The sequence below is a fragment of the Paenibacillus sp. DS2015 genome, assembly GCF_050433705.1.
In the GTDB taxonomy this organism is placed as follows: domain Bacteria; phylum Bacillota; class Bacilli; order Paenibacillales; family Paenibacillaceae; genus Paenibacillus_AQ.
The window spans coordinates 19,507-39,321 of record NZ_JBNPWS010000029.1 but is presented as its reverse complement, the minus strand read 5'-3'; the positions used below and the strand labels follow the sequence as shown (position 1 = coordinate 39,321).

General features: G+C 44.2%; 13 protein-coding genes. 11 read left to right on the top strand and 2 right to left on the bottom strand.

From position 1 onward, the window contains the following. The first annotated feature begins 113 nt into the window (after window positions 1-113). The 3 genes from J2T13_RS20335 to J2T13_RS20325 all read left to right on the top strand — a co-directional run bounded on the left by J2T13_RS20335 (window position 114) and on the right by J2T13_RS20325 (window position 6,988). Window positions 114-5,189 (top strand): AAA family ATPase, encoded by a 5,076-nt coding sequence (locus J2T13_RS20335; RefSeq protein ID WP_429374195.1) that lies wholly within the window; start codon window positions 114-116, stop codon window positions 5,187-5,189. Further along, on the top strand, window positions 5,186-5,839 hold the full coding sequence (locus J2T13_RS20330) for a response regulator (protein ID WP_429374194.1): 654 nt from the start codon (window positions 5,186-5,188) through the stop codon (window positions 5,837-5,839). Before J2T13_RS20335 ends, J2T13_RS20330 begins: the two co-directional genes overlap by 4 nt. Window positions 5,840-6,172: 333 nt before the next feature. Further along, window positions 6,173-6,988 (top strand): endonuclease/exonuclease/phosphatase family protein, encoded by an 816-nt coding sequence (locus J2T13_RS20325; RefSeq protein ID WP_429374193.1) that lies wholly within the window; start codon window positions 6,173-6,175, stop codon window positions 6,986-6,988. 165 nt (window positions 6,989-7,153) lie between these two features. Here J2T13_RS20325 and J2T13_RS20320 read toward each other — a convergent pair whose 3' ends face one another. Both J2T13_RS20320 and J2T13_RS20315 read right to left on the bottom strand, forming a co-directional pair. Further along, window positions 7,154-8,140 carry an aldo/keto reductase gene (locus J2T13_RS20320; protein WP_429374192.1) on the bottom strand — a complete coding sequence of 329 codons (987 nt, stop codon included), beginning with the start codon at window positions 8,138-8,140 and terminating at the stop codon, window positions 7,154-7,156. A 226-nt stretch (window positions 8,141-8,366) separates the two neighbouring features. Further along, on the bottom strand, window positions 8,367-9,602 hold the full coding sequence (locus J2T13_RS20315) for a peptidase (protein ID WP_429374191.1): 1,236 nt from the start codon (window positions 9,600-9,602) through the stop codon (window positions 8,367-8,369). Window positions 9,603-10,269: 667 nt separating this feature from the next. Between J2T13_RS20315 and J2T13_RS20310 the strand changes: the two genes are divergently transcribed. From J2T13_RS20310 to J2T13_RS20275, 8 genes are all read left to right on the top strand, one after another. After that, window positions 10,270-10,869, top strand: coding sequence for a glycoside hydrolase family 9 protein (locus J2T13_RS20310; protein ID WP_429374190.1), 600 nt, complete (start codon window positions 10,270-10,272; stop codon window positions 10,867-10,869). After that, entirely contained in the window at window positions 10,848-11,900 is a 1,053-nt protein-coding gene (locus tag J2T13_RS20305) for a hypothetical protein (protein WP_429374189.1), read from the top strand. The genes J2T13_RS20310 and J2T13_RS20305 overlap by 22 nt, the downstream gene beginning before the upstream one ends. A 63-nt stretch (window positions 11,901-11,963) precedes the next feature. Continuing rightward, window positions 11,964-12,821 carry a DUF4380 domain-containing protein gene (locus J2T13_RS20300; RefSeq protein WP_429374188.1) on the top strand — a complete coding sequence of 286 codons (858 nt, stop codon included), beginning with the start codon at window positions 11,964-11,966 and terminating at the stop codon, window positions 12,819-12,821. A gap of 54 nt (window positions 12,822-12,875) precedes the next feature. Further along, complete coding sequence (locus tag J2T13_RS20295; protein WP_429374187.1) at window positions 12,876-13,898, top strand: LacI family DNA-binding transcriptional regulator; 1,023 nt, start codon at window positions 12,876-12,878, stop codon at window positions 13,896-13,898. Between the two features lie 277 nt (window positions 13,899-14,175). Then, window positions 14,176-15,501, top strand: a complete 1,326-nt coding sequence (locus J2T13_RS20290) for an ABC transporter substrate-binding protein (RefSeq protein ID WP_429374186.1) — start codon at window positions 14,176-14,178, stop codon at window positions 15,499-15,501. A gap of 93 nt (window positions 15,502-15,594) precedes the next feature. Then, window positions 15,595-16,464, top strand: coding sequence for a carbohydrate ABC transporter permease (locus J2T13_RS20285; RefSeq protein WP_429374185.1), 870 nt, complete (start codon window positions 15,595-15,597; stop codon window positions 16,462-16,464). Beyond that, complete coding sequence (locus J2T13_RS20280) at window positions 16,461-17,294, top strand: carbohydrate ABC transporter permease (RefSeq protein ID WP_429374184.1); 834 nt, start codon at window positions 16,461-16,463, stop codon at window positions 17,292-17,294. Before J2T13_RS20285 ends, J2T13_RS20280 begins: the two co-directional genes overlap by 4 nt. Before the next feature lie 53 nt (window positions 17,295-17,347). Beyond that, window positions 17,348-19,657, top strand: a complete 2,310-nt coding sequence (locus J2T13_RS20275; RefSeq protein WP_429374183.1) for an FAD-dependent oxidoreductase — start codon at window positions 17,348-17,350, stop codon at window positions 19,655-19,657. Window positions 19,658-19,815 lie beyond the last annotated feature (158 nt).

Below are 19,815 nucleotides of genomic sequence, written 5' to 3'. Positions count from 1 at the left end.
GTTAACTTTAGATGTTAATTTAATTCGTTCCAATGTTATAATAGTTGTAATTTACTTTCGAATTCTTTTGGGTAACTATTGGCCACATATTTGCAATTGGGGAGTGCGGCATCATGATCGAGATACCAGGTTATCTAACGATAGATGTAATAGGTAATAATGGGGATACAAAGTTATATAGACTGTTGCGTCAAGAAGATAATCTTAGCGTGATTGCTAAGACGACGTGTGATGAATATCCGGGCCCTGCCATGATTGAGGCTTTTCAGTACGAGTATGACATCCTAATGAAGTTAGGCGGCCGAGGGGCAAATGAGGCGTACAGTTTGGAGATTGTGGCGGATCGACCTGTCCTGCTCTTGCAGGATATTGGGGGGAGTACGCTCGATCAGGTGTTACATACGCGCACCCAACCTTTAGCGTTTTCGGATTTACTTGGCATTGCGGTAGCTATAGTAGATTGTCTTATGCACATACATAACGAAAAAATTACACTGAATGAAATAACGCCCTTTCATCTGATCGTCAATCCCGATACACATGAAGTGAAATTTAACGATCTCCGCATGTGTTCGACCGATTTGGGCAAGAGCCCACTGTCTACGGGTCTGCCGGACTCCGTCCTGCCATACATATCCCCGGAACAGACGGGTAGAACAGGAATGGTTGCGGATTATCGATCCGATTTTTACTCACTTGGTGTCACCTTATATGAATGGTTATCAGGGAGCCTGCCTTTTGAGCCTCAGGACGGGTTGGATATCGTATATCATCATCTGGCTAGTACGCCTGATCCTCTACATGATAGGTTCCCAGGTATTCCCAAGCCCATCTCCGATATTATCAGCAAATGCATGGAAAAGATGCCTGACGCGAGGTATATTAGCGCGTTCGGGATCAAGTCGGATCTGGAGGAATGTCTGGCCCGATTTAGGGTATCGGGTAAAGTGGGTTTTTTTGAGCTAGCAAGCCAAGATATTCCGCATCGCTTGAGTTTTTCTGCGAATTTCTACGGTCGAGAATCCGAACAACGAAGCTTACGAGAAGCGCTCCAGCGAGCATCGGAGGGAGCTGTAGAGGTTGTCTCGGTCAGCGGCAACGGGGGCATTGGGAAAACTTCCTTCGTAAAGGAAACCCTTCGAAAAGTCATCGCGCCTGAAGGTTTTTTTGCTACGGGTAAGTTCGATCCACATCATAGTGCTCTCCCTTACGAAGTGTGGATTCAAGCCATCGGAGAATTAGTCAGTCAACTGCTGATGGAAAGCAAGCTGCAAGCGGAAGTGTGGAAGCTACGTATTCTAGATGCAGTAGAAGGTTATGGACAACTATTGATCGAGCTGGTTCCCAAGTTAGAATTACTGATTGGCCATCAGCCACCTGTACAGCAACTGCCTCCAATGGAAGCCCAGCGCCGATTTCATCTTATCTTGAACCGGTTTATTAAGCTGTTTCCAGGTCAGGATCGCCCGTTGGTTCTTTTCTTTGATGATCTTCAGTGGGCGGACGAGGAGTCACTCCAATATCTTGCTTATCTTCTAGAGGACAGAGAAACAAAGAATGTACTCGTCGCCTTGGCTTATCGGGATGGGGAGATAACGGGGCTTCATCGACTTAGTCGGTTGAAGAAGCATCTTGAAGAGATTAACACAGTGATGAGCAGTATCCATCTGAACGCTCTCGAAATTGCCGATCTAAAGGAACTACTAAGCGATTCTATGCGTTATGAAGCTGCTGGAATCGATGATCTAGCCACGGTATTGTTTCATAAGACGGAAGGAAACCCCTTCTTTCTTAGACAATTCCTCCAAGATTTGATTGACGACGAGCAAGTCACTTTTGATGAATTGAACCGTTGCTGGCAATGGGATCTGCAGCTTATTAACGGTATGAACGCTCCAGATAATGCGGGTGCTTACATGTCGAATAAATTGAAACTTTTTCCGAACCAAACGGTTGATATGCTTGGTCAGGCTGCATTTTTGGGCAGTAGCTTTGATCTATATACGCTCGCATCCATCACAGAACTCCCCTTATATGAGGTATCCGAAGTGTTGGAGATTGCTGTGCGCGAGCATCTGCTACAGACGTTCAACAATGGAGAAGGGACAGAGTATAAATTTCAGCATGACCGGATCCATCAAGCTGCGTATGCGCTTGTATCCGAAGATGAGCGTCCCCATTTGCATTTGAGGATAGGTTCGCTGTTGTTGCATCGCATGAAGGTAGGCGAAGATACAAGCGTATTCGAAGTGGTTAACCATTTGAATCAGGCAAAGGAACAGATTGATCATCAGGCACAGCGATTAGAATTAGCGGAACTAAACTTGCAGACGGGTCTGAAGGCGAAGCAATCAACGGCATACGAGACGTCGTTAGAATATTTACGTCAAGCTACAGCGCTGTTGGAAGAAGATTGTTGGGATACAGACTATACTTTGACCTTCCGATCTTTCCTAGAAAGGGCGGAGGCGGAATATCTGTGTGCTCATTTTGGGACCGCGTATGATTTGTTTAATCTGTTGATGGGCAAAGCGGCGACGAATTTCGATAAAGCGCTTGTCTGCAGCATAAAGATTCGATTGGAGTCAAGCAATGATAACTATGAAGAAGTCATTTCCTTAGGTCATAAAGCATTAGAGTTATTGAATGTTCATCATAATTTCGAGCCGGGTTCACTTGAATTGTCTCTCCAATGGCTAAGACTGGGTCGAAGAATTCGTAAACATCCGATCCATTCGCTGAACACACTGCCGCCTATGACCGATGAAGTGTGCAAGGTGGCTATGTCCGTATTGGTCCATACGAGCAATGCTTGCTTCTTTGTAAATAAGAGAGGTTGGCTAGCGTCTACGTTCAGGATGATCGAAATGACGCTGGACCACGGTATGACTCCGGAGGCTTCCATTGGGTTTGTCGGATATGCCATGTTCCAATATTTTTATTTCCGAAATTATGAAGAGACGTTTAAGTGGGGCATGTTTGCTTGCAGTTTATCACAACCATACCCGACGCTTCATGTTAAAACGCTTACTTCATTTGGATTGTGTTACGATAGCTGGCGACGTTATGATCCGACTGTACTCGATACTTTGACCGAGCATGCTGGCAAAGTGGGATTGGAATCTGGTGATCTGTGGCAGAGTAACCAAAGCGTACTCATTAATTGTGGATTGCTTCTGCAATACGGTCATCCAATCGGGAAGATCTATGATCGGTTGATTGCCCATTCAGGCGATTTTCTAAGGCACAATAACAGTCTCCATTGGAAACAAGCGACCGTATTTGTCGCACTTCTCGTTCGTCTGACGGGGTACCGTGCACCGAACGATCCATTTGGGGGAAATGATATAAGTAGTAAGGAATTCGCCGATTCGGTTCACGGAGACGAGTTCAATGTCATTCAAGATATTGTATGCACACTTCAGTATTTACCCGGTTATTTGTTTGGTGAATATAGAGAAGCCAATGATGCTTTGAAAAGGGCGGCATCGATCCGAAAGTCGCCTCAAGATAATTTTCATTCTACTATTCAATACGTGTATGAGTCGCTAGTCTGGGCACAGCTTTATGAGGAAGCTTCAGCCGAGGAGCAAACCACATATATATTAGGCATAGGCATGCGTGTAAAGAAGATGAAGCAGTTGGCTCTGCGTTGCCCGGAGAATTATCAACACAAATACATGCTAATCAAAGCTGAAATGGCTCGCTTGAAGGGGAAGAATCGCCTAGCAGAAGAGTCATACAAACATTCGATTGAGGCTGCTCGTATGTATGGTCATATTCACGATTTGGCGATTGCCGCTGAATGTTACGGTAAATATGGTCTTCGTCAAGGTAAGTTACAGCTCGCAAAAATCTATTTAACTGAAGCGTACGAAGCTTATCTGATATGGGGAGCAACGGCGAAAGCTACTGATCTAGAACAAAAATATGGACATCTTCTACATATCAGGCCAGAGTCGGGCTTGGAGCATGTCGATTATCTCTCTGTCGTCATGTCGGCGCAAGCTTTATCGGGTGAAATGGAAATGAACCGTTTGCTGGACACGCTGTTGCGCATTATGCTCCACAATGCAGGAGCCGAATCCGGAGCGCTCATCTTCGGCAATGAGGGCAGATGGAGTGTCGAAGCTTATGGAACGTCTGAGGAACTTCACGTCGAGTCAGTTCCACTTGAGGAAGAGATAGACTTTGCATCAGCGGCCATTATAGGATATGTAGCAAGAACAGCAGAGGAAGTAGTGCTACAGGATGCAGCCAGAGAAGGTATGTTTGTGCGTAATCCATATGTCAGGAACAATGGGCTGAAATCAGTCCTCTGCCTCCCAATCATGCATCAGAACAAGTTGATTTGTTTGCTTTATATGGAAAATAAATTATCTGCTAACGTGTTTACACCGGAGCGGCTGGATGTGCTGAGACTGCTGTGCTCCCAGTGTGCGATCTCCATTGAAAATGCTAGGCTTTACTCAGGGATTCAATATCTTAAGAATAGTCTAGAAGATCAAGTTATAGAAAGGACTAGCAGTCTAGAACAATCGATGCGCGAGACGGCGGCTGCCCTGGCTGAAGTTTCTATCTATGAGGAACGGAATCGAATTGCCCATGAAATTCATGATATTGTCGGACACACCCTCACATCAACGATTCTCCAAATTGAGGCGGGTAAGCGGCTGCTGCACAAAGACGTGGATGGCGCCACTATACGTCTGAAGGAGGCGCAGGATCTAGTCCGACATAGCCTGAATGAAATCCGCGGATCTGTTCATATGTTGAAGGAGGACAAGTTTACTGACCTCGTACTCATGATGAATCAACTGATCCGTAATACAGAACGGAATACGGAAGTTGTTATCCATGCGGCGCTTCATGAGCTACCCGAGATGCCGATTGCTCATAAGAAGACGCTCTATCATGCACTACAAGAAGGCTTGACCAATGGTATCCGACATGGCGCGAGTACGGAGTTCCACTTCAGTCTGGAGATTGTTGGGTCATATGTGCAGTTCAGACTCGAAGATCAGGGGATAGGAGCAAGTAATATTGTGATGGGATTTGGTTTGAAAGCGATGAAAGAACGTGCTGAACAATTGGGCGGTAGTCTATCTATTGATTCCAGGCCTAACCAAGGCTGTCTGTTGAGGATAGATCTGCCGTACCCGATGCGAAGGAAAGGGGGTAACGAATGAGGCGGATCAGGATAGTAGTTGCCGACGATCAAATGTTGACACGAGAGGGACTCAGAACCATTCTTGATTTGGAGGATGATATGGATGTCGTTGGTGTCGCCAAGAATGGACTGGAAGCTTGTGAAATGACGGAATTGCTTCGTCCTGATCTAGTGTTGTTAGATATTCAAATGCCGATTATGGATGGGATCGAGGCATTGAAACGAATGAAGAGGATCTGCCCGGAAACGTTCGTCCTGATCTTGACCACCTTTATAGATGCAGATTACATCGTAGATGGAATGGCCAATGGAGCAAGCGGCTATATGCTGAAGGATATGGACGGGGATAGAATGATTGCTTCGATCCGTGATGCAGTATCGGGGCAGTTTATTCTTCCTGCTACTGTTGCAGCCCAATTGGCAGTGAGGATGAACAAGTTTACGGAGGATCAGGAACAGTGGCAAACGGCCAGTCTGGACGGGATCAAGCTGACAGAGCGGGAAGAGGAATTGGCCCTGCTTATTATCAGGGGACTGAACAACCGTGAAATTGCCGATGTGATGCACATCGCCGAGGGTACGACCCGTAACTACATCAGCAATCTGTATGGGAAGTTAGAGGTTACTGACCGAGTGCAGGCGATCGTTCGGTTGAAATCTCTTATATAAACCTTGATAAATCCACAACCGAGTGAGGGTGTGGATTTTTGCTTTTTTTGCTGCAAGACCACAGTCTGCATATACAAGCAAGTGCGTTGCTCAACGCCTGCCCTGCGTCTATTCGACATAAGTAAGTTTAATTAGCGGATGCTCCTGTCTACTGTTTTGTTTATTATCCCCATTAGGGTACACTAAAAGGCAGGATGTAGTGATCCAGATAGAATGAACTAAAGATCAACCTTTACTATTATTGATTACCTTTGGAATCTATAGCGCTTTTGGGGAGAAAACTTTAGTTCAATCTATCCGTGTATTCAAACTAAACTAACGCAGGTGATACGATTGAGAATATTAACGTTAAACACACATTCGTGGCAAGAGAATGATCAGTTAGACAAAATTAGTCAACTAGCTAATTTTATTAATGAGCAGCAGTTCGATGTGATCTCTCTACAGGAGGTCAATCAGTCGATGGACGAAACAGAAGTTCCTCTTGTTGAACTAGGAAACTACGTTCAAACTGAACGGGAGGTAGTCATCAAGCGGGATAACTTTGCATATCTTCTTCTGCAACAGCTGTCCGTAACGTATTATTGGACCTGGGTTCCTGTACATGTCGGTTTTGTTAAGTACGATGAGGGGTTGGCTATCCTGACGAGAACACCTATGACGGATACGATGAGTGAATATGTATCCGTTATTCGTGATTATGAGAACTATCGTACACGAAAAATCATAGGAGCCCAGATTGTGGTGAATGGAGAGAACACTTGGTTTGTGAATGGTCACTATGGTTGGTGGCATGACACAGAGCCATTCAGAGGGCAGTGGGATCTAACCGATTTGAAGATAGCGCCTTATCGGGCATGTCCCATTTTTATTATGGGTGACTTTAATAATGTGGCGGAAATTGGGGAGGAAGGTTACGATTATGTGGTGAGCAAAGGCTGGCATGACTTATATCTATCCGCAGAAGTGCGTGATGAAGGATCTACAGTCGTTAAAGCCATTGCGGGTTGGGAACATAATAAACAGAATCTCCGAATCGATTATATTTTTGCTAGTGTGCCTGTACAGGTTAAATCTTCAACCGTCGCACTAAATGGGACAAATGGTCCAGTCGTTTCTGATCATTATGGTGTTGCAGTCGAATTGTAACAAATAAACATGAAGTTGTATTGTTAGTGAACAACCCTAAACGACCATTCATTTAGTGATTTGGGGTTGTTTAAATTCCTGTGCTGTCATAAATACAATTAAATATAAAATAAAGCCCCACCAACTTGGAAATAAGAGCCTAAGTTAGTGGGGCTAACAAGTCTTCTACCACATTGAATGAACGGAATCCTTAATATACTGAATATATACGGCTTTTACAGCATTCATCTGTTCTGCGGTATATGCAGGTAAGCTTCCGGCTTGTACATTTGAGAGGACTTGTTCTGCACGGCTGGCTCCGGGAATAACCGTCGAGATCGCATCAAACATCAAGATCCAACGTAAAGCATAGGGTGCTAATTCCTCTGTTCCCAGAATCCCCTTGATCACCTCGATGGCTTCTAACCCCTTATCGTAGTCTACACCAGAGAATGTCTCGCCTTTATCGAACATTTCGCCATTTCGATTGTTGCTTCTATGGTCATCTTTGCCAAAGGTGGATTGCGGGTTGAATTTTCCTGTTAATAGTCCGCTCGCAAGGGGGACACGTGCGATGATTCCAACATCTGCTTGTTGGGCTTGTTCAAATAAAGCGTCCGCCGGCTTGTGTCTGAACATATTGAATATAATCTGAATCGTTGCAAGGTTCTTGTGTTCTAAAGCTTTCAATCCCTCATCTACACGCTCAACGCTTACGCCATAATTTAGTATTTTGCCTTCTTGCTTCAATTGATCAAGCGCTGCAAAAGCTTCGGGCATTGAATAGACCTCTGTTGGCGGACAGTGAAGCTGGATCAAATCAAGCTTTTCAACACCCATATTTGTCAGGCTTGCTTCTACGAAACCGCGAATATTCTTCTCGTTATAGCCAGCTGCGTTATGCGAATTGAGTCCTCTTCCACATTTTGTTGCGACATATACTTCATCTTTATGGTCCTTGAGGAATCCCCCAATGGCCTTTTCACTTAACCCATCGATATAGATATCGGCAGTATCAATGAAATTAATGCCATGATCAAAGGCAGTGTCCAGTATCTTTCTGGCCTCTTTCGGATCAAACGGGTCACCCCAACGCGTGCCTAATTGCCATGTTCCTAGGGATATTTCAGAAATATTAATATTTGTTTTGCCTAGTTTCCTGTAATTCATCATGGATTCTCCTTCATTTAAATGAATTTAATAACATGAGAAGGTCACTCTCTTATTTCAATATACACTTAGTATAACAGTTTAACGGTAAGCGGAGTCCCTTATAGTTGTCTTCATACTTCTGATGGTGTTCTAAGTTATGCCAGATTGGGTGTAAATGAAAAATAGAAACCATCCCATCCCCAAAGAGATCGACTGGTTTCTATTCATTCTAATATATGGTTCAGTATTATCTAGGCACAACTCCATTGTCATCAGCAGTTATGATGACAATTTCAGCATTTGTGATACCAGGCAATGATTTGGTCATGATTGGGGAATGGTAAGCGACAATTTTCATTCCAGCGCTCAATTCCGTCTCTCCGCCAAGTATAGAGATGACCTTTGTATCCTCCGAGATGTTCAGAACTACATCGTTGTATGGAGATTGGTCAGTACCCACATTTACATATACTTGGTCTTTTGTTATATCGTCTGATGCAACAACGGTACCCTCAACTTTGATGCTATCTGTTGTTTTTATGACGATTTTATCAGCATGTGTCTGGCCTGGGTAGCTCATGGCCATGACTTCACCGTAGTAGGCAGAGACACGAACATCAGCTTTGAGTGCATCTATTGTTGATGGTGTGCCATCTTGGTTCATGATTTGAGTTTTCTCATCGACGGTTACGATGACATAGTCCACTCCACCTTTTTCCGCAGGAACTCCAATTACGGTGAGCTTGTTATCTGCTACATTCGTAATTATACCATCTGTGCCTGGGGCACTTTCTTGAACGGATTCTTCTTTTGCTGTGTTCACAACCATATAGTTCGTTGTTGCTTGAGGCGGAAGACTCATCATAACTTCAGGACCATAGAATGCTGTAATGCTCATGCCTGGTTGCAGTTCACTTTCTTTGATAGCTTTACCATTTGGGTCCAAGATCTGAGTTTTGTTAGCAAAATGTAATACAATCGTGTCTTCGTTCAAAGTATAGATATCTGTTCCTTTTACGACAATCCCGCCTTCATTTACCTCGGATATCGTACCGTTAATACCCGTGAAGCTCTGATCTTGAACAACAAGCGTTAACGCTGTTCCACGAGCTGGAATGCTCTTCGTGATGTTTGGACCATAGAATGCTTTAACAACTTTTTTCTCATCAATAATGGTTTTTAAAGGTATTGTTTTACCTTTGGAATTCACAATTTTAGTATCCTTGGTGATGGATAGAATGATCTCACTTTGATCTGTTATTGCAAGACCGCGACCTGTTACGGTAATGAATTTACCTGTTTTATCGTTCGTGAAATCTGTGATTTGTCCCATTGTACCTGGAACTACCTTCACTTGATTTAGAATGGTATCTTGTCCTTTATGATTCGGGGTAGATGGAATGGCCTGTGCTTGGATTACCATCGGTATAGCTGTGATAGATAGAATAGTTGCTGTTGCTAACACTTTGTACATTTTGTTCATCTGTCATACCTCCAGTTGATTGTATAGGATAGCACTTGACTAGTCCTTTGGGTGTTACTGTATGTTTCATTTTTATATTAAATTAATCTTACTTACATCATTCTAGACGGTGTGTTCTCTTGGAATGTTGCACAAGATAGTGATAAGGTAACCGACTCACCGTGGCTAACTGAGTGTCGTATATAATAATGGGTTGTAGGAGAAGGGAGACTCTGCTCTGAATATATGATTGTGAAAACCCGATACTTCAGGCATCTATTTTTTATTGGTATATCTATTAAAACGCTTTATATTTTTAATTGACAAGTTTTAAATATATGGATAATATTGCAATTGAAAGCGTTTTATTTATGATTTATTTCACTATAACGTTTTAAAATAATGAAATAATAGGGGGTAATCTTTTTTTGAATTTAAAATTGGAGGGTTATAACGACGGATGTACAGTAACCATTAATGATACGGAGGAGATTGATGATGCTCACGGGACATATTAAAGATTGATTTCGTTAGTTATAGTGTTCTCCTTCATGTGGTCTATTTGTATTGTAAATATAGAAAAACAGGTAGCTTATGCTTCGGGCGATATCATTCTTGATGATACGGATGCGGTATATACGGGAACGTGGAGCTCATCCTCGTATAATCCTAACTATTATGGGAGCGGATGGATGAAGTTTGGCCAAATTTAGAAGCTTGGGCACCACCTGAGAGCGGAAATACAATCAATATCGTAAACATAGATAACACGACGAATATGGGCGGGTATAATAAAGCCGGCTATCATGTCATTTCACAGTATCAATATACGAATGCGCTTGCAAAAGGCGCACGCTATTTTTACTCAATTGGTCAGAATACCTATGCAGATCAATTGAGAGCACAAGCGATAGATTCATGGAACTATATCGACACATACGATGAAATGAGCCATGTGAAGAATATTGGCGGCACGGGTGAGTATTTCGGTTCGATCACGGTCATTAATTATGCTACAAAGGTCCTTGCTGCTCTGGAATTATATCAACTTACAGGTGACGGTACTTATAAGGCAAAGGCAGAGACATATGGTACAAAAATTGTTGAATCGCAGTATCTAGGCCATCAATGGAATGATAAGGGTGTCACAGGAATGATGCTTCGCGATGATTCGGGCACATCGGAATTTATGAAAAGCCGGATATGGTCTGGGCTACCGATCTATGCCTTGGCCAGAATGGTCGAGGAATTCCCTGAAGCTAGCGAATGGTTCGATTGGTATCCTTGAAAATTTACTCAGAAGGATATGTGAAGGCGTTTACGAATCAAACGGCCTATGATATTCTGCCCTATCAATTTGGAGCGGGTCCTAGAAAGCTGAATGCAGCCTCGGCAGTCAACTATTCCTTCTTTCTAAGTGGTAGCACGCTTGCGGATGGCAATACAAAAACGAATGCACTGAATGCTGCCTCTATTTCGTATAGCTCAATTGCACTGAATGACATTGAATTGGAGAATATTGCCCACCGCCAATTGGACTGGAATTTCGGAGCTAATCCATTTTCGACTCCAACTATGGCTGGTATAGGTGAAGTGAAATTAACAGATAGCCGCTACTATTCACATGGTGAGAATGCTAACAGCTGGGCGGCGATGGGTGCGATGGTAAATGGGATCAGTGGTAGTGTTTCGGCGGATACACCACAATGGTCCAACGGATGGATGGAAGGTGAAACCTGGGGGATCAATCGCTCATGGACGGAGCTGGCTATTGCAACGTTGGGACAACAAGGACAAGTGAGTGGGTCGATATCCACCGATGGGACAGCATATGCCAATAGTAGCTTCACCATTGTAAGTCGTAGCACGAACAGTACGGTGTATACCGGGACAACCGATGGTAATGGACAATTTGGTGTGATTCGTCTGAATGGAGGCGGTCAATACACGCTGCAAACGGGCGCCCATTCGAAGGACTTCGATTTACCATCAGGTAAGAAATTGAGCTTAAATATGGATCGGAATAAGGAAGTGGCAATTACGAATGTAATAGCTCCTTCGAACATAAATGCGGGAGATATCTTTGCGGTGGATATCGACTTAAAGAACAACGGATTAATGAACAAGACGTTTGCAGTGGAGCTGAAAACGCAGAACGCAAGTGGTGGCTCAACTCAAATAATCACGTTGAATGCAGGCGCATCGGGCACTTTGTCATGGTCGTTAACGGCAGGAGTGGCGGATCAACCGTATGTCGTACTGGCGATTCCAGAGTCGGAACATGAATCCGGAAAAAGTGTTATGGGGTACGTTCAATAATAATGAATAAAAGAAAGAACCTCCGACGGGTATCGTCGGGAGGTTCTTTATGGGGGAGTCCTAATGAATATTGAAGAAGGCGAATGTCTCGGTTTTCGTTCCATTTTGATAGATAATGGCAGAGTTCAACTGGAAGTCTTACCCGAGATCGGAGGGCGAGTCATGTCCTTTGGTTTTCCGGGTCAGAATATATTATTCGTCAACCCGCAAATGAGAAACGTTAGGGCATCTTATGAAGCTCTTTCACCGGCTCTAATTCAAGCGGAGAGAGAAAAGCAGGGATTGATGTTATATGGTGGGGAGAAGATCTGGCTAGCTCCTCAAGACGACTGGGGTCAGGCTCCATACGTCGATCTTGATCATGGTGTATATAACGATCATGTAACCCAGGGGAGCGATCAGATAGAAGTGGTATTAGAAAGTCCAATCTGCAGGGAAACAGGGCTTCAAATAACCAAAACCATCACAATACTGGAGGAGCAGGCTAGCGTTCATTTCTCTCTCCGATTGAGTAATCACGGGACTTCGCTGGTCCACAAAGGGATCTGGCAGGTCACTCAGTTAAATAGGCCCGCAGAGGTTAGGATTGCTGCGAATGATGCGAATGAGCTCTATTATTCAAGTTATTATGGTAATGCCTTTGTACATACAGAACCAGGGGGACTCTGCAACAGAGTCAATCATGGTGAACGGTATAAAGTTGGAGTTCATTCGGACAAAGGTGAGGTTACGATTCAAATGGCGGGTATCCAATTCCACCAGCACTTCCCTGTTTATAAAGAGCTCTATCCTCATGCTTTTATGTTTGAAGTTTTTAACTCTGACAAGCACCCCTATTTTGAGGCAGAGATACATAGTCCACTTATGTCTATTGAGCCGCAGTCTAGTGCTACCTTCGAGATATCATGGAGGTTGACATAATAGACTAAAGCGTTTTATAATTTTAATAAAATGAAGAATAAATGGAGACTAATCATGACCCCTAAGATACAGGATATTGCGAAGATAGCAGGGGTGTCGATAGCTACCGTCTCGCTAGCGTTGAACGACAAGAGGGGCGTCAGCAAAGAAACGAAACGCCGAGTAATGGAAATCGCACACCAAATGAATTACACCCCGAATGCGATGGCTCGAGGCCTCTCTGGTAAGAAGACGAACAATATAGCGGTTTTTATGTCAGGTCCGCAATATGACTATTTTAACAGTCCATTTTACTTTGAAACGTTGAAGTATTTTGCGAAGAATCTTGCCGATTCTCCTTATCAAATGGTCTTGACCTTGACGACTGTGGCCGAAGAGCAGACTTGTTTGCGACAGCTTGTCTCTAAGAGGGGGATCGATGCGATCCTGTTCTTGGGACTTCGGATGCCCGTTGAGGAAGCTGCGGCGATTGCCGGAGATTTGCCATGCGTATATATTAATCGTCACTTAACCGACTTTCACACGATATCGGCTGATTACGGCAAGGGTGCTTATCAAATAACGAAGCACCTATTAGAATTGGGGCATCGGGAAATTGCGATGTTTGGCTATATCCCTAAGCTGGCATCCTCAGAAATGCGAATCGAAGGCTATAGGAACGCACTTGAAGAGTATGGTATTGAATTTAAGCCAGAGAGATTGGTGCATGCCGAGTACTTTCAAGAATCCGGTTATTTTGCGATGAGGAAACTCATCCAATCGGGCGTGAAGCTTCCGACTGCTATTATTGGGGGTAATGATCTGATCGCCATTGGGATTATGGAAGCCATGTTTGATGTTGGCATAAGAGTTCCAGAAGATATTTCATTGGCGGGAATTGATAATTTACCGAACTCTCATCTTCTGAAGGTGCCACTAACGACGGTTCAGATTAGACACGATATTATCGGGGAGACGGCTGCTCAGGTTATTGTTGGTCTTCTGGAGGGTACAGCAGAAGACGAAATCAACATCACCGTAGATGTGCAGCTAGTCATTCGAAAATCTACAGGAGCGGTGGCACAAGTCCTTTCCTAAATGACGGCGATTGAGCTTCTTTTTGAGAGGATAACTTAGGTCGCGCTATTGAAATTGTTCGTTTCTAATTCATCATGATTTAATATGAAAGAGGCAATCTCTATGATCTTTATAGATCCAGAGAGAGCTTCTTTTTATTTTTGTTAATTTTATTAAAACGTTTTAAATATTTTAATTGACAAGTTGCCTCTCTGCCATTAAAATACATTTGAAAGCGCTATTATAATGAATTAAATTATTGTAGCGTTTTAATAAAATCAAAAAAGGGCGGATTATAATGAGGAAATGGATTGTTTTACTTACCGTAGTAGGCATGACATTTAGTTTGGTGGCGTGCGCAGGTCAGAAGTCTAAAAATAGCGAAATTACCTCCCCTGCTGCTAGCGAAGCTAAGGAACCGGTAACGATTCAAGCTTGGTTTCCACCAGTTCTACCTGAGGCTAGGCTTAAGGAATTAACGGCTGCATTTAATGCGCAATCGCCAGATGTGAAAGTAGAAATGACTGTTCTTGATTGGGAGAAAGGCCGCGAGAAGATTAAAACGGGTATGATCTCTGGTGACGGCCCGGATGTATTCTATCTGGCGAACGGCTTAGATCAGGCTTACATAGACGGTAAAGTGCTTGCGTCTGCTGCTGACGCAGGGATATCGGAAGAGCGTCTTGCGCAGTTCGACCCGTTGAGTAATATGAACTCTATAGACGGAAATATTTATGCGTTGCCGCTCAATTTCGATGTATCTGTTCTTTATTACCGTAAAGATATGCTTAAGGAAGCTGGCTTCGATAATCCCCCTACAACTTGGGAAGAGCTGAAGTCCATGTCCAAAGCAATCTCCAAGGATACGAACGGGGATGGTAAGCCAGATGTAATGGGCTTTCAGTTAAAAGGTGCAGATGATCATTTAAATGCGATTAATTTCTCATGGCAGTCGATGCTTGCGGCATCGGGTGGTAGCTATATTAATGCGGAAGGGAAATCGGGGATGAACTCACCGGAAGGGATTGAAGCGCTGAATTATTTACAAAGCTTCTATACTGAAGGGATTTCTACAGTCGGACCAAGTTCTGTTACGGGGTTCGCAGAGGGAAAAATAGCCATGTTCTTCTTCGTTCAGAATGTCGGCGATGTGAATAAATGGTCGGAAAATGCGGATTTGACAGGTAAATGGGGGATGGCTCCAATGCCTAAGGGTCCAAATTCGTCCGCGTCTTATGTGGGAGGACACGGGATCGGCATCAATGCAGGTTCGAAGGATGTGAAGGCTGCTGGTAAGTTTGTTGAGTGGTTCGCTTCACCGGAAAATTCCGTTGATTTTATGGATAATGGTATGGGGATCCCACCATACAATCTGGATAAAATTGATGCAGCAACCAAACAAAAAATTCAAGAAAAAATTGATACAGATAAAGAGAATTGGGATGCTATCTATGCCCAATTGGCGGCGAGCTCCCCTGATCTAAGTATCCAAGGCCGCGTAGGCTACTCTGCTCGGTGGGATGCACAGAAGGTGGAACTACTTTCGACAATCATCGGAGATGTCACCCCTGAAGAGGCATTAAGTAACCTAGATAAACGGATTAACCAAGCAATTGGCAAATAACAAACTGCGCCACTGGTTGCAGGGGCGGCAAATGCTGGCATTTGCCGCTTCATATTCCGGTGAGATCTAGTTAGGTCGAGGTGAAGCGGTACGATGCTCAAACTGCAAAATAACCAAAAATTTCTCGGGTGGTTGCTTGTGCTACCGGCGTTAATCATTATCGGAATGTTTATCTTTTATCCGATGTTGCAAGCATTCTCTTATAGTTTTGTAAAGTGGGATTTCTTCTCGGAAAAGCAGTATGTCGGCTTGAGTAATTATAAATATCTAATATTCGATGATCTGGTATTTAGAAAAACGTTAATCAATACGTTCTATTTTACTTTATTTAATGTGTTTGGCAGTTTGGCACTGGCGCTCAGCATCGCTTTAGTAGCTAGTCGCGAAATGAAGGGAGTCGGATTCTTTAGAACGATGCAGTTCGTACCGGTAGTCATTCCCATGGCGATCGCGGGTATTGTCTGGAAGCTCATGTTCGAGCCGAGCTTCGGCGCCATCAATTCGATCTTGGAGTGGTTTGGACTTCCAACACAAATGTGGCTGTTCGATAAGAGTCTGGCGATGCCGACGGTAATACTGCTTAGTGTTTGGAAGGATTTCGGACTGTATATGATTATTTTCGTCGGAGGATTGCAGAAAATCCCAGGGGAACTGTACGAGGCGATTCACATTGATGGTGCTAACCGTTGGCAGGCCTTTTGGAAGCTGACTCTACCGATGCTCAAGCCGACGACATTTTTCGTTACCACGATGTTGATGATCAATTCGTTCAAGGTGTTCGACCAAGTGTGGGTCATGACGCAAGGGGGACCAGGAACGTCGACAATCACGCTGGTTACTTATATCTATCAACGTGTGCTTGAATCGGTCGGCATTGCAACGGCTGCATCCGTCATTCTGTTTGTAATTGTTCTAATATTAATGTTCTTGCAGTATCGCATTGTGGGGAGGGATGACAAATGATAGGAAAGGCCCATAAGAGGAATTGGCTATCTTACGTCATTCTGATCCTGATTTCTGTATTCGCGTTGTTTCCTTTCTACATTATGTTAAAGAGTTCCCTGGAGCCAGTTCAGCGCATTGTATCCACGGAGTTTCATCTATTTCCTGATAACTGGTTTTACTTTGAGAACTACAAAACCGTTCTAGGTAAGTATCCACTTGGAAAATGGTTCATGAACAGCGTGATTGTATCCGGTGTTGTAGTTGCGGGTAATCTACTGTTCGATACTTTGGCTGCGTATGCCCTAACAAGGTTGGAATTTAAGGGAAGAAATGCTGTGTTTCTTATTATCCTAAGTACGCTTATTATTCCGTCCGAGGTCATCGTCGTACCGCTTTACTTGCTGATGGTGCAACTGGATTGGGTGAATACGTATCAAGCGTTAATTGTACCGCTATTAATCAGTCCATTCGGGATTTTTCTACTGCGACAGAATTTCATGAGTATCCCCAAGGAACTTGATGAGGCAGCGATGATTGATGGCTGCAGTCGCATTGGAATTCTCTTTAGAATCATTTTACCTAACTCATTTGCGGCACTTGGCACACTGGCGGTCATAAAGTTCATGTGGACCTGGGGTGACTTCATGTGGCCATCTCTAGTTATCAACCACGAGAGCATGAGAACACTTCCAGTTGGGATTGCAATGTTCCAGACCGATGCAGCTACTATACCTTGGGATTTAATCATAACAGGTTCCGTGATTGCAGTAGTTCCTGTTATTGTATTGTTCCTATTCTTACAGAAGTACTTCATTAAAGGAATGACAGACGGTGCTGTTAAAGGCTAAAGACTAAAGACTAAGACTGAAGATACATTGACAGAAGTCGGAGGGATAATGGTATGAAATCTATTCAAGAGCATTATGACGTAGTGGTGTGTGGTGGCGGAATGGCAGGTTTTTGTGCGGCGGTAGCAGCTGCACGGCAAGGGGCTTCGACTTGTCTGGTTCAAGACCGTCCGGTATTCGGCGGCAACAGTTCCTCCGAGGTTCGTGTTACGCCTCACGGTGCGGCTGCGTTTCATGCCTACGCACGTGAGACGGGAATCATTTCGGAGCTTCTCATTGAAGAACGTGCGCGCAACCATGAGTCTATTTTTGAGAATGGCTGGACGAATAGTGTGTGGGATTTGACGATGTATGATATGGCAGTGGGGACGCCTAACTTATCCTTTCATGTTAATACAACGGTGCAGGAGGTCGTGAAGAGTAGCGAGAGGCAAATATCCGCTATTATATGCAGAGTGGCCAACGCGGAGACGATTATTACGATTCGTGGGGGCATCTTTATAGATTGTACGGGAGATGGAGTAGTCGCTGATTTGGCAGGCTGCGAATGGCGGATGGGTTCGGAGGGTAAGGATGAATTTAATGAATATCATGCTCCTGAGAAGGCGAGTAAAGATACGATGGGCAATTCCATCCACTTCAAAGCGGTAGATATGGGTTACCCTGTTCCATATAAAGCACCGGAATGGGCTGTGAAGCATGAAGATGCCAGCTATTTCTACGATCAGGGGCGTTTGCCCAAGGAAATGCGTGGAGGTTATTGGTGGCTAGAGATTGGTGTGCCGTATGATACGATCTATGATTCAGAGGATATTCGCCATGAGTTGACCCGTCATGCGTTAGGGGTATGGGATTGGATAAAGAACAAAGATCCGAAGCTCAAAGAGAAAGCTGCCAATTATGCTTTGGACTGGATTGGTCAGGTACCAGGCAAACGCGAGAGTCGTCGAATTATGGGTCAATACCTTATGACGGAACATGATCCAGATCAACGGACTGTGTTCGATGATGAGATTGCTTTTGGTGGTTGGTTTCTTGACCTTCATACACCAGGAGGCCTCTTGGCCGAGAACAGTGAGCCTGCTAGCGCGGAAGGTTACAAAGATAGCAGCGAATATGCAATTAAGAGCTACTGCGGTCCATATGGAATTCCACTGCGCATTCTGATCTCTAAAGATGTTGACAATTTAATGATGGCTGGCCGGAATGTTAGCGTGACACATGCAGCTCTAGGTACCGTAAGGGTTATGTCCACGACAGCTCTACTTGGCCAAGCTGCTGGAACGGCTGCGGCGTTAGCCATAGCCAACAGTACGCTTGTGTCTGAAGTAACGAGTAAATGGATGGGAGAGCTCCAACAGCAACTTCTTAGAGATGGGTGTTTTTTACCAAATGTACGGAATGAGGACGCGCACGACTTGGCGCGAACTGCTACAGTTTCGGTTAGTAGTGAGCATGCTCTAGGAGGCGTAGGTCCCCGCAGTGAAGGGGCACATCAGGGTCTGGCGGTATGGAGAGACCAGAACCATGCCACGGCGGATGATCTTCTGCATAGCCGCAGAGGACAATGGATTGCTATTGGAACGCCACAGCTGCAAAAGGTTTCTGTATGTCTAACGAATGAATCTAATCAGGTACAATATATACAAGCTAAAATATATCGTGTGAATGATATCTGGGACTATCGAGTCGAACCAGGGCAAGCGCTTGCCGAAACGACTCTGGAAGTTCCAATGGGTCAGGAGATCTGGATTGATTGGTCAGTAGACTTGGGGGCGTCAACAGGTCTGGAGGCTGGTCGTTATATTCGGATCGATCTACTTGCCAATGAGGCAGTGACATGGCACCGGGCGGGCAGAATTGAACCGGGTCATATGTCTGCTTTTGAGATGGGTATGGGCAAGATGCGGAGGTATGATAATGGGGTAACGATGAGTTTCAAGGTGGAGCCTGCTCAGCCTTGTTATCCTGGGTCTAATGTTACGAACGGGGCGACTCGTCCGCACGAATATACAAATATGTGGAAATCCGATAGTAGCGAACCGTTGTCGCAATGGTTACAGCTAGAGTGGGATGGTGTGCAGAGTATCGGTACGGTTGAATTGACATTCCCTGGACATCTGATACGGGAATATCACGCTTACTCACCGTTTTATTATGATCCTCAGTGTGCCAAAGACTATCAGATTCAAACAGAGCGAGATGGATGTTGGGTAACCGTCTTAGAAGTGAAAGGTAATTATCAACGTCATCGTAAACATGAGCTCTCAGCGGCTGTTAAGACGAACCGCTTGCGTATCTTAATTCAATCCACAAACGGAGATCCTTCAGCAGCAATCTACGAAGTGCGTTGTTATTCGTAGGGAAGAAGCTATTATCTACATCCTGCTTGTGGTCAAGACGAAAGGCACCCCTTGGGGTGTCTTTTCTATGTTTTTTACTTATTGGGAGAACAACAAACAATTCCTCATCTCCCTTGCATCAATAAGAGAGATAGGTACTTGTTTTATGAAAATTTTTC

Coding starts and splice junctions, on each gene's coding strand:
- J2T13_RS20295 (WP_429374187.1), top strand. CDS start 12,876: ATGACCCCTAAGATACAGGATATTGCGAAGATAGCAGGGGTGTCGATA.
- J2T13_RS20275 (WP_429374183.1), top strand. CDS start 17,348: ATGAAATCTATTCAAGAGCATTATGACGTAGTGGTGTGTGGTGGCGGA.
- J2T13_RS20285 (WP_429374185.1), top strand. CDS start 15,595: ATGCTCAAACTGCAAAATAACCAAAAATTTCTCGGGTGGTTGCTTGTG.
- J2T13_RS20300 (WP_429374188.1), top strand. CDS start 11,964: ATGAATATTGAAGAAGGCGAATGTCTCGGTTTTCGTTCCATTTTGATA.
- J2T13_RS20305 (WP_429374189.1), top strand. CDS start 10,848: ATGGTTCGATTGGTATCCTTGAAAATTTACTCAGAAGGATATGTGAAG.
- J2T13_RS20310 (WP_429374190.1), top strand. CDS start 10,270: ATGGATGAAGTTTGGCCAAATTTAGAAGCTTGGGCACCACCTGAGAGC.
- J2T13_RS20290 (WP_429374186.1), top strand. CDS start 14,176: ATGAGGAAATGGATTGTTTTACTTACCGTAGTAGGCATGACATTTAGT.
- J2T13_RS20335 (WP_429374195.1), top strand. CDS start 114: ATGATCGAGATACCAGGTTATCTAACGATAGATGTAATAGGTAATAAT.
- J2T13_RS20315 (WP_429374191.1), bottom strand. CDS start 9,602: ATGAACAAAATGTACAAAGTGTTAGCAACAGCAACTATTCTATCTATC.
- J2T13_RS20280 (WP_429374184.1), top strand. CDS start 16,461: ATGATAGGAAAGGCCCATAAGAGGAATTGGCTATCTTACGTCATTCTG.
- J2T13_RS20320 (WP_429374192.1), bottom strand. CDS start 8,140: ATGATGAATTACAGGAAACTAGGCAAAACAAATATTAATATTTCTGAA.
- J2T13_RS20330 (WP_429374194.1), top strand. CDS start 5,186: ATGAGGCGGATCAGGATAGTAGTTGCCGACGATCAAATGTTGACACGA.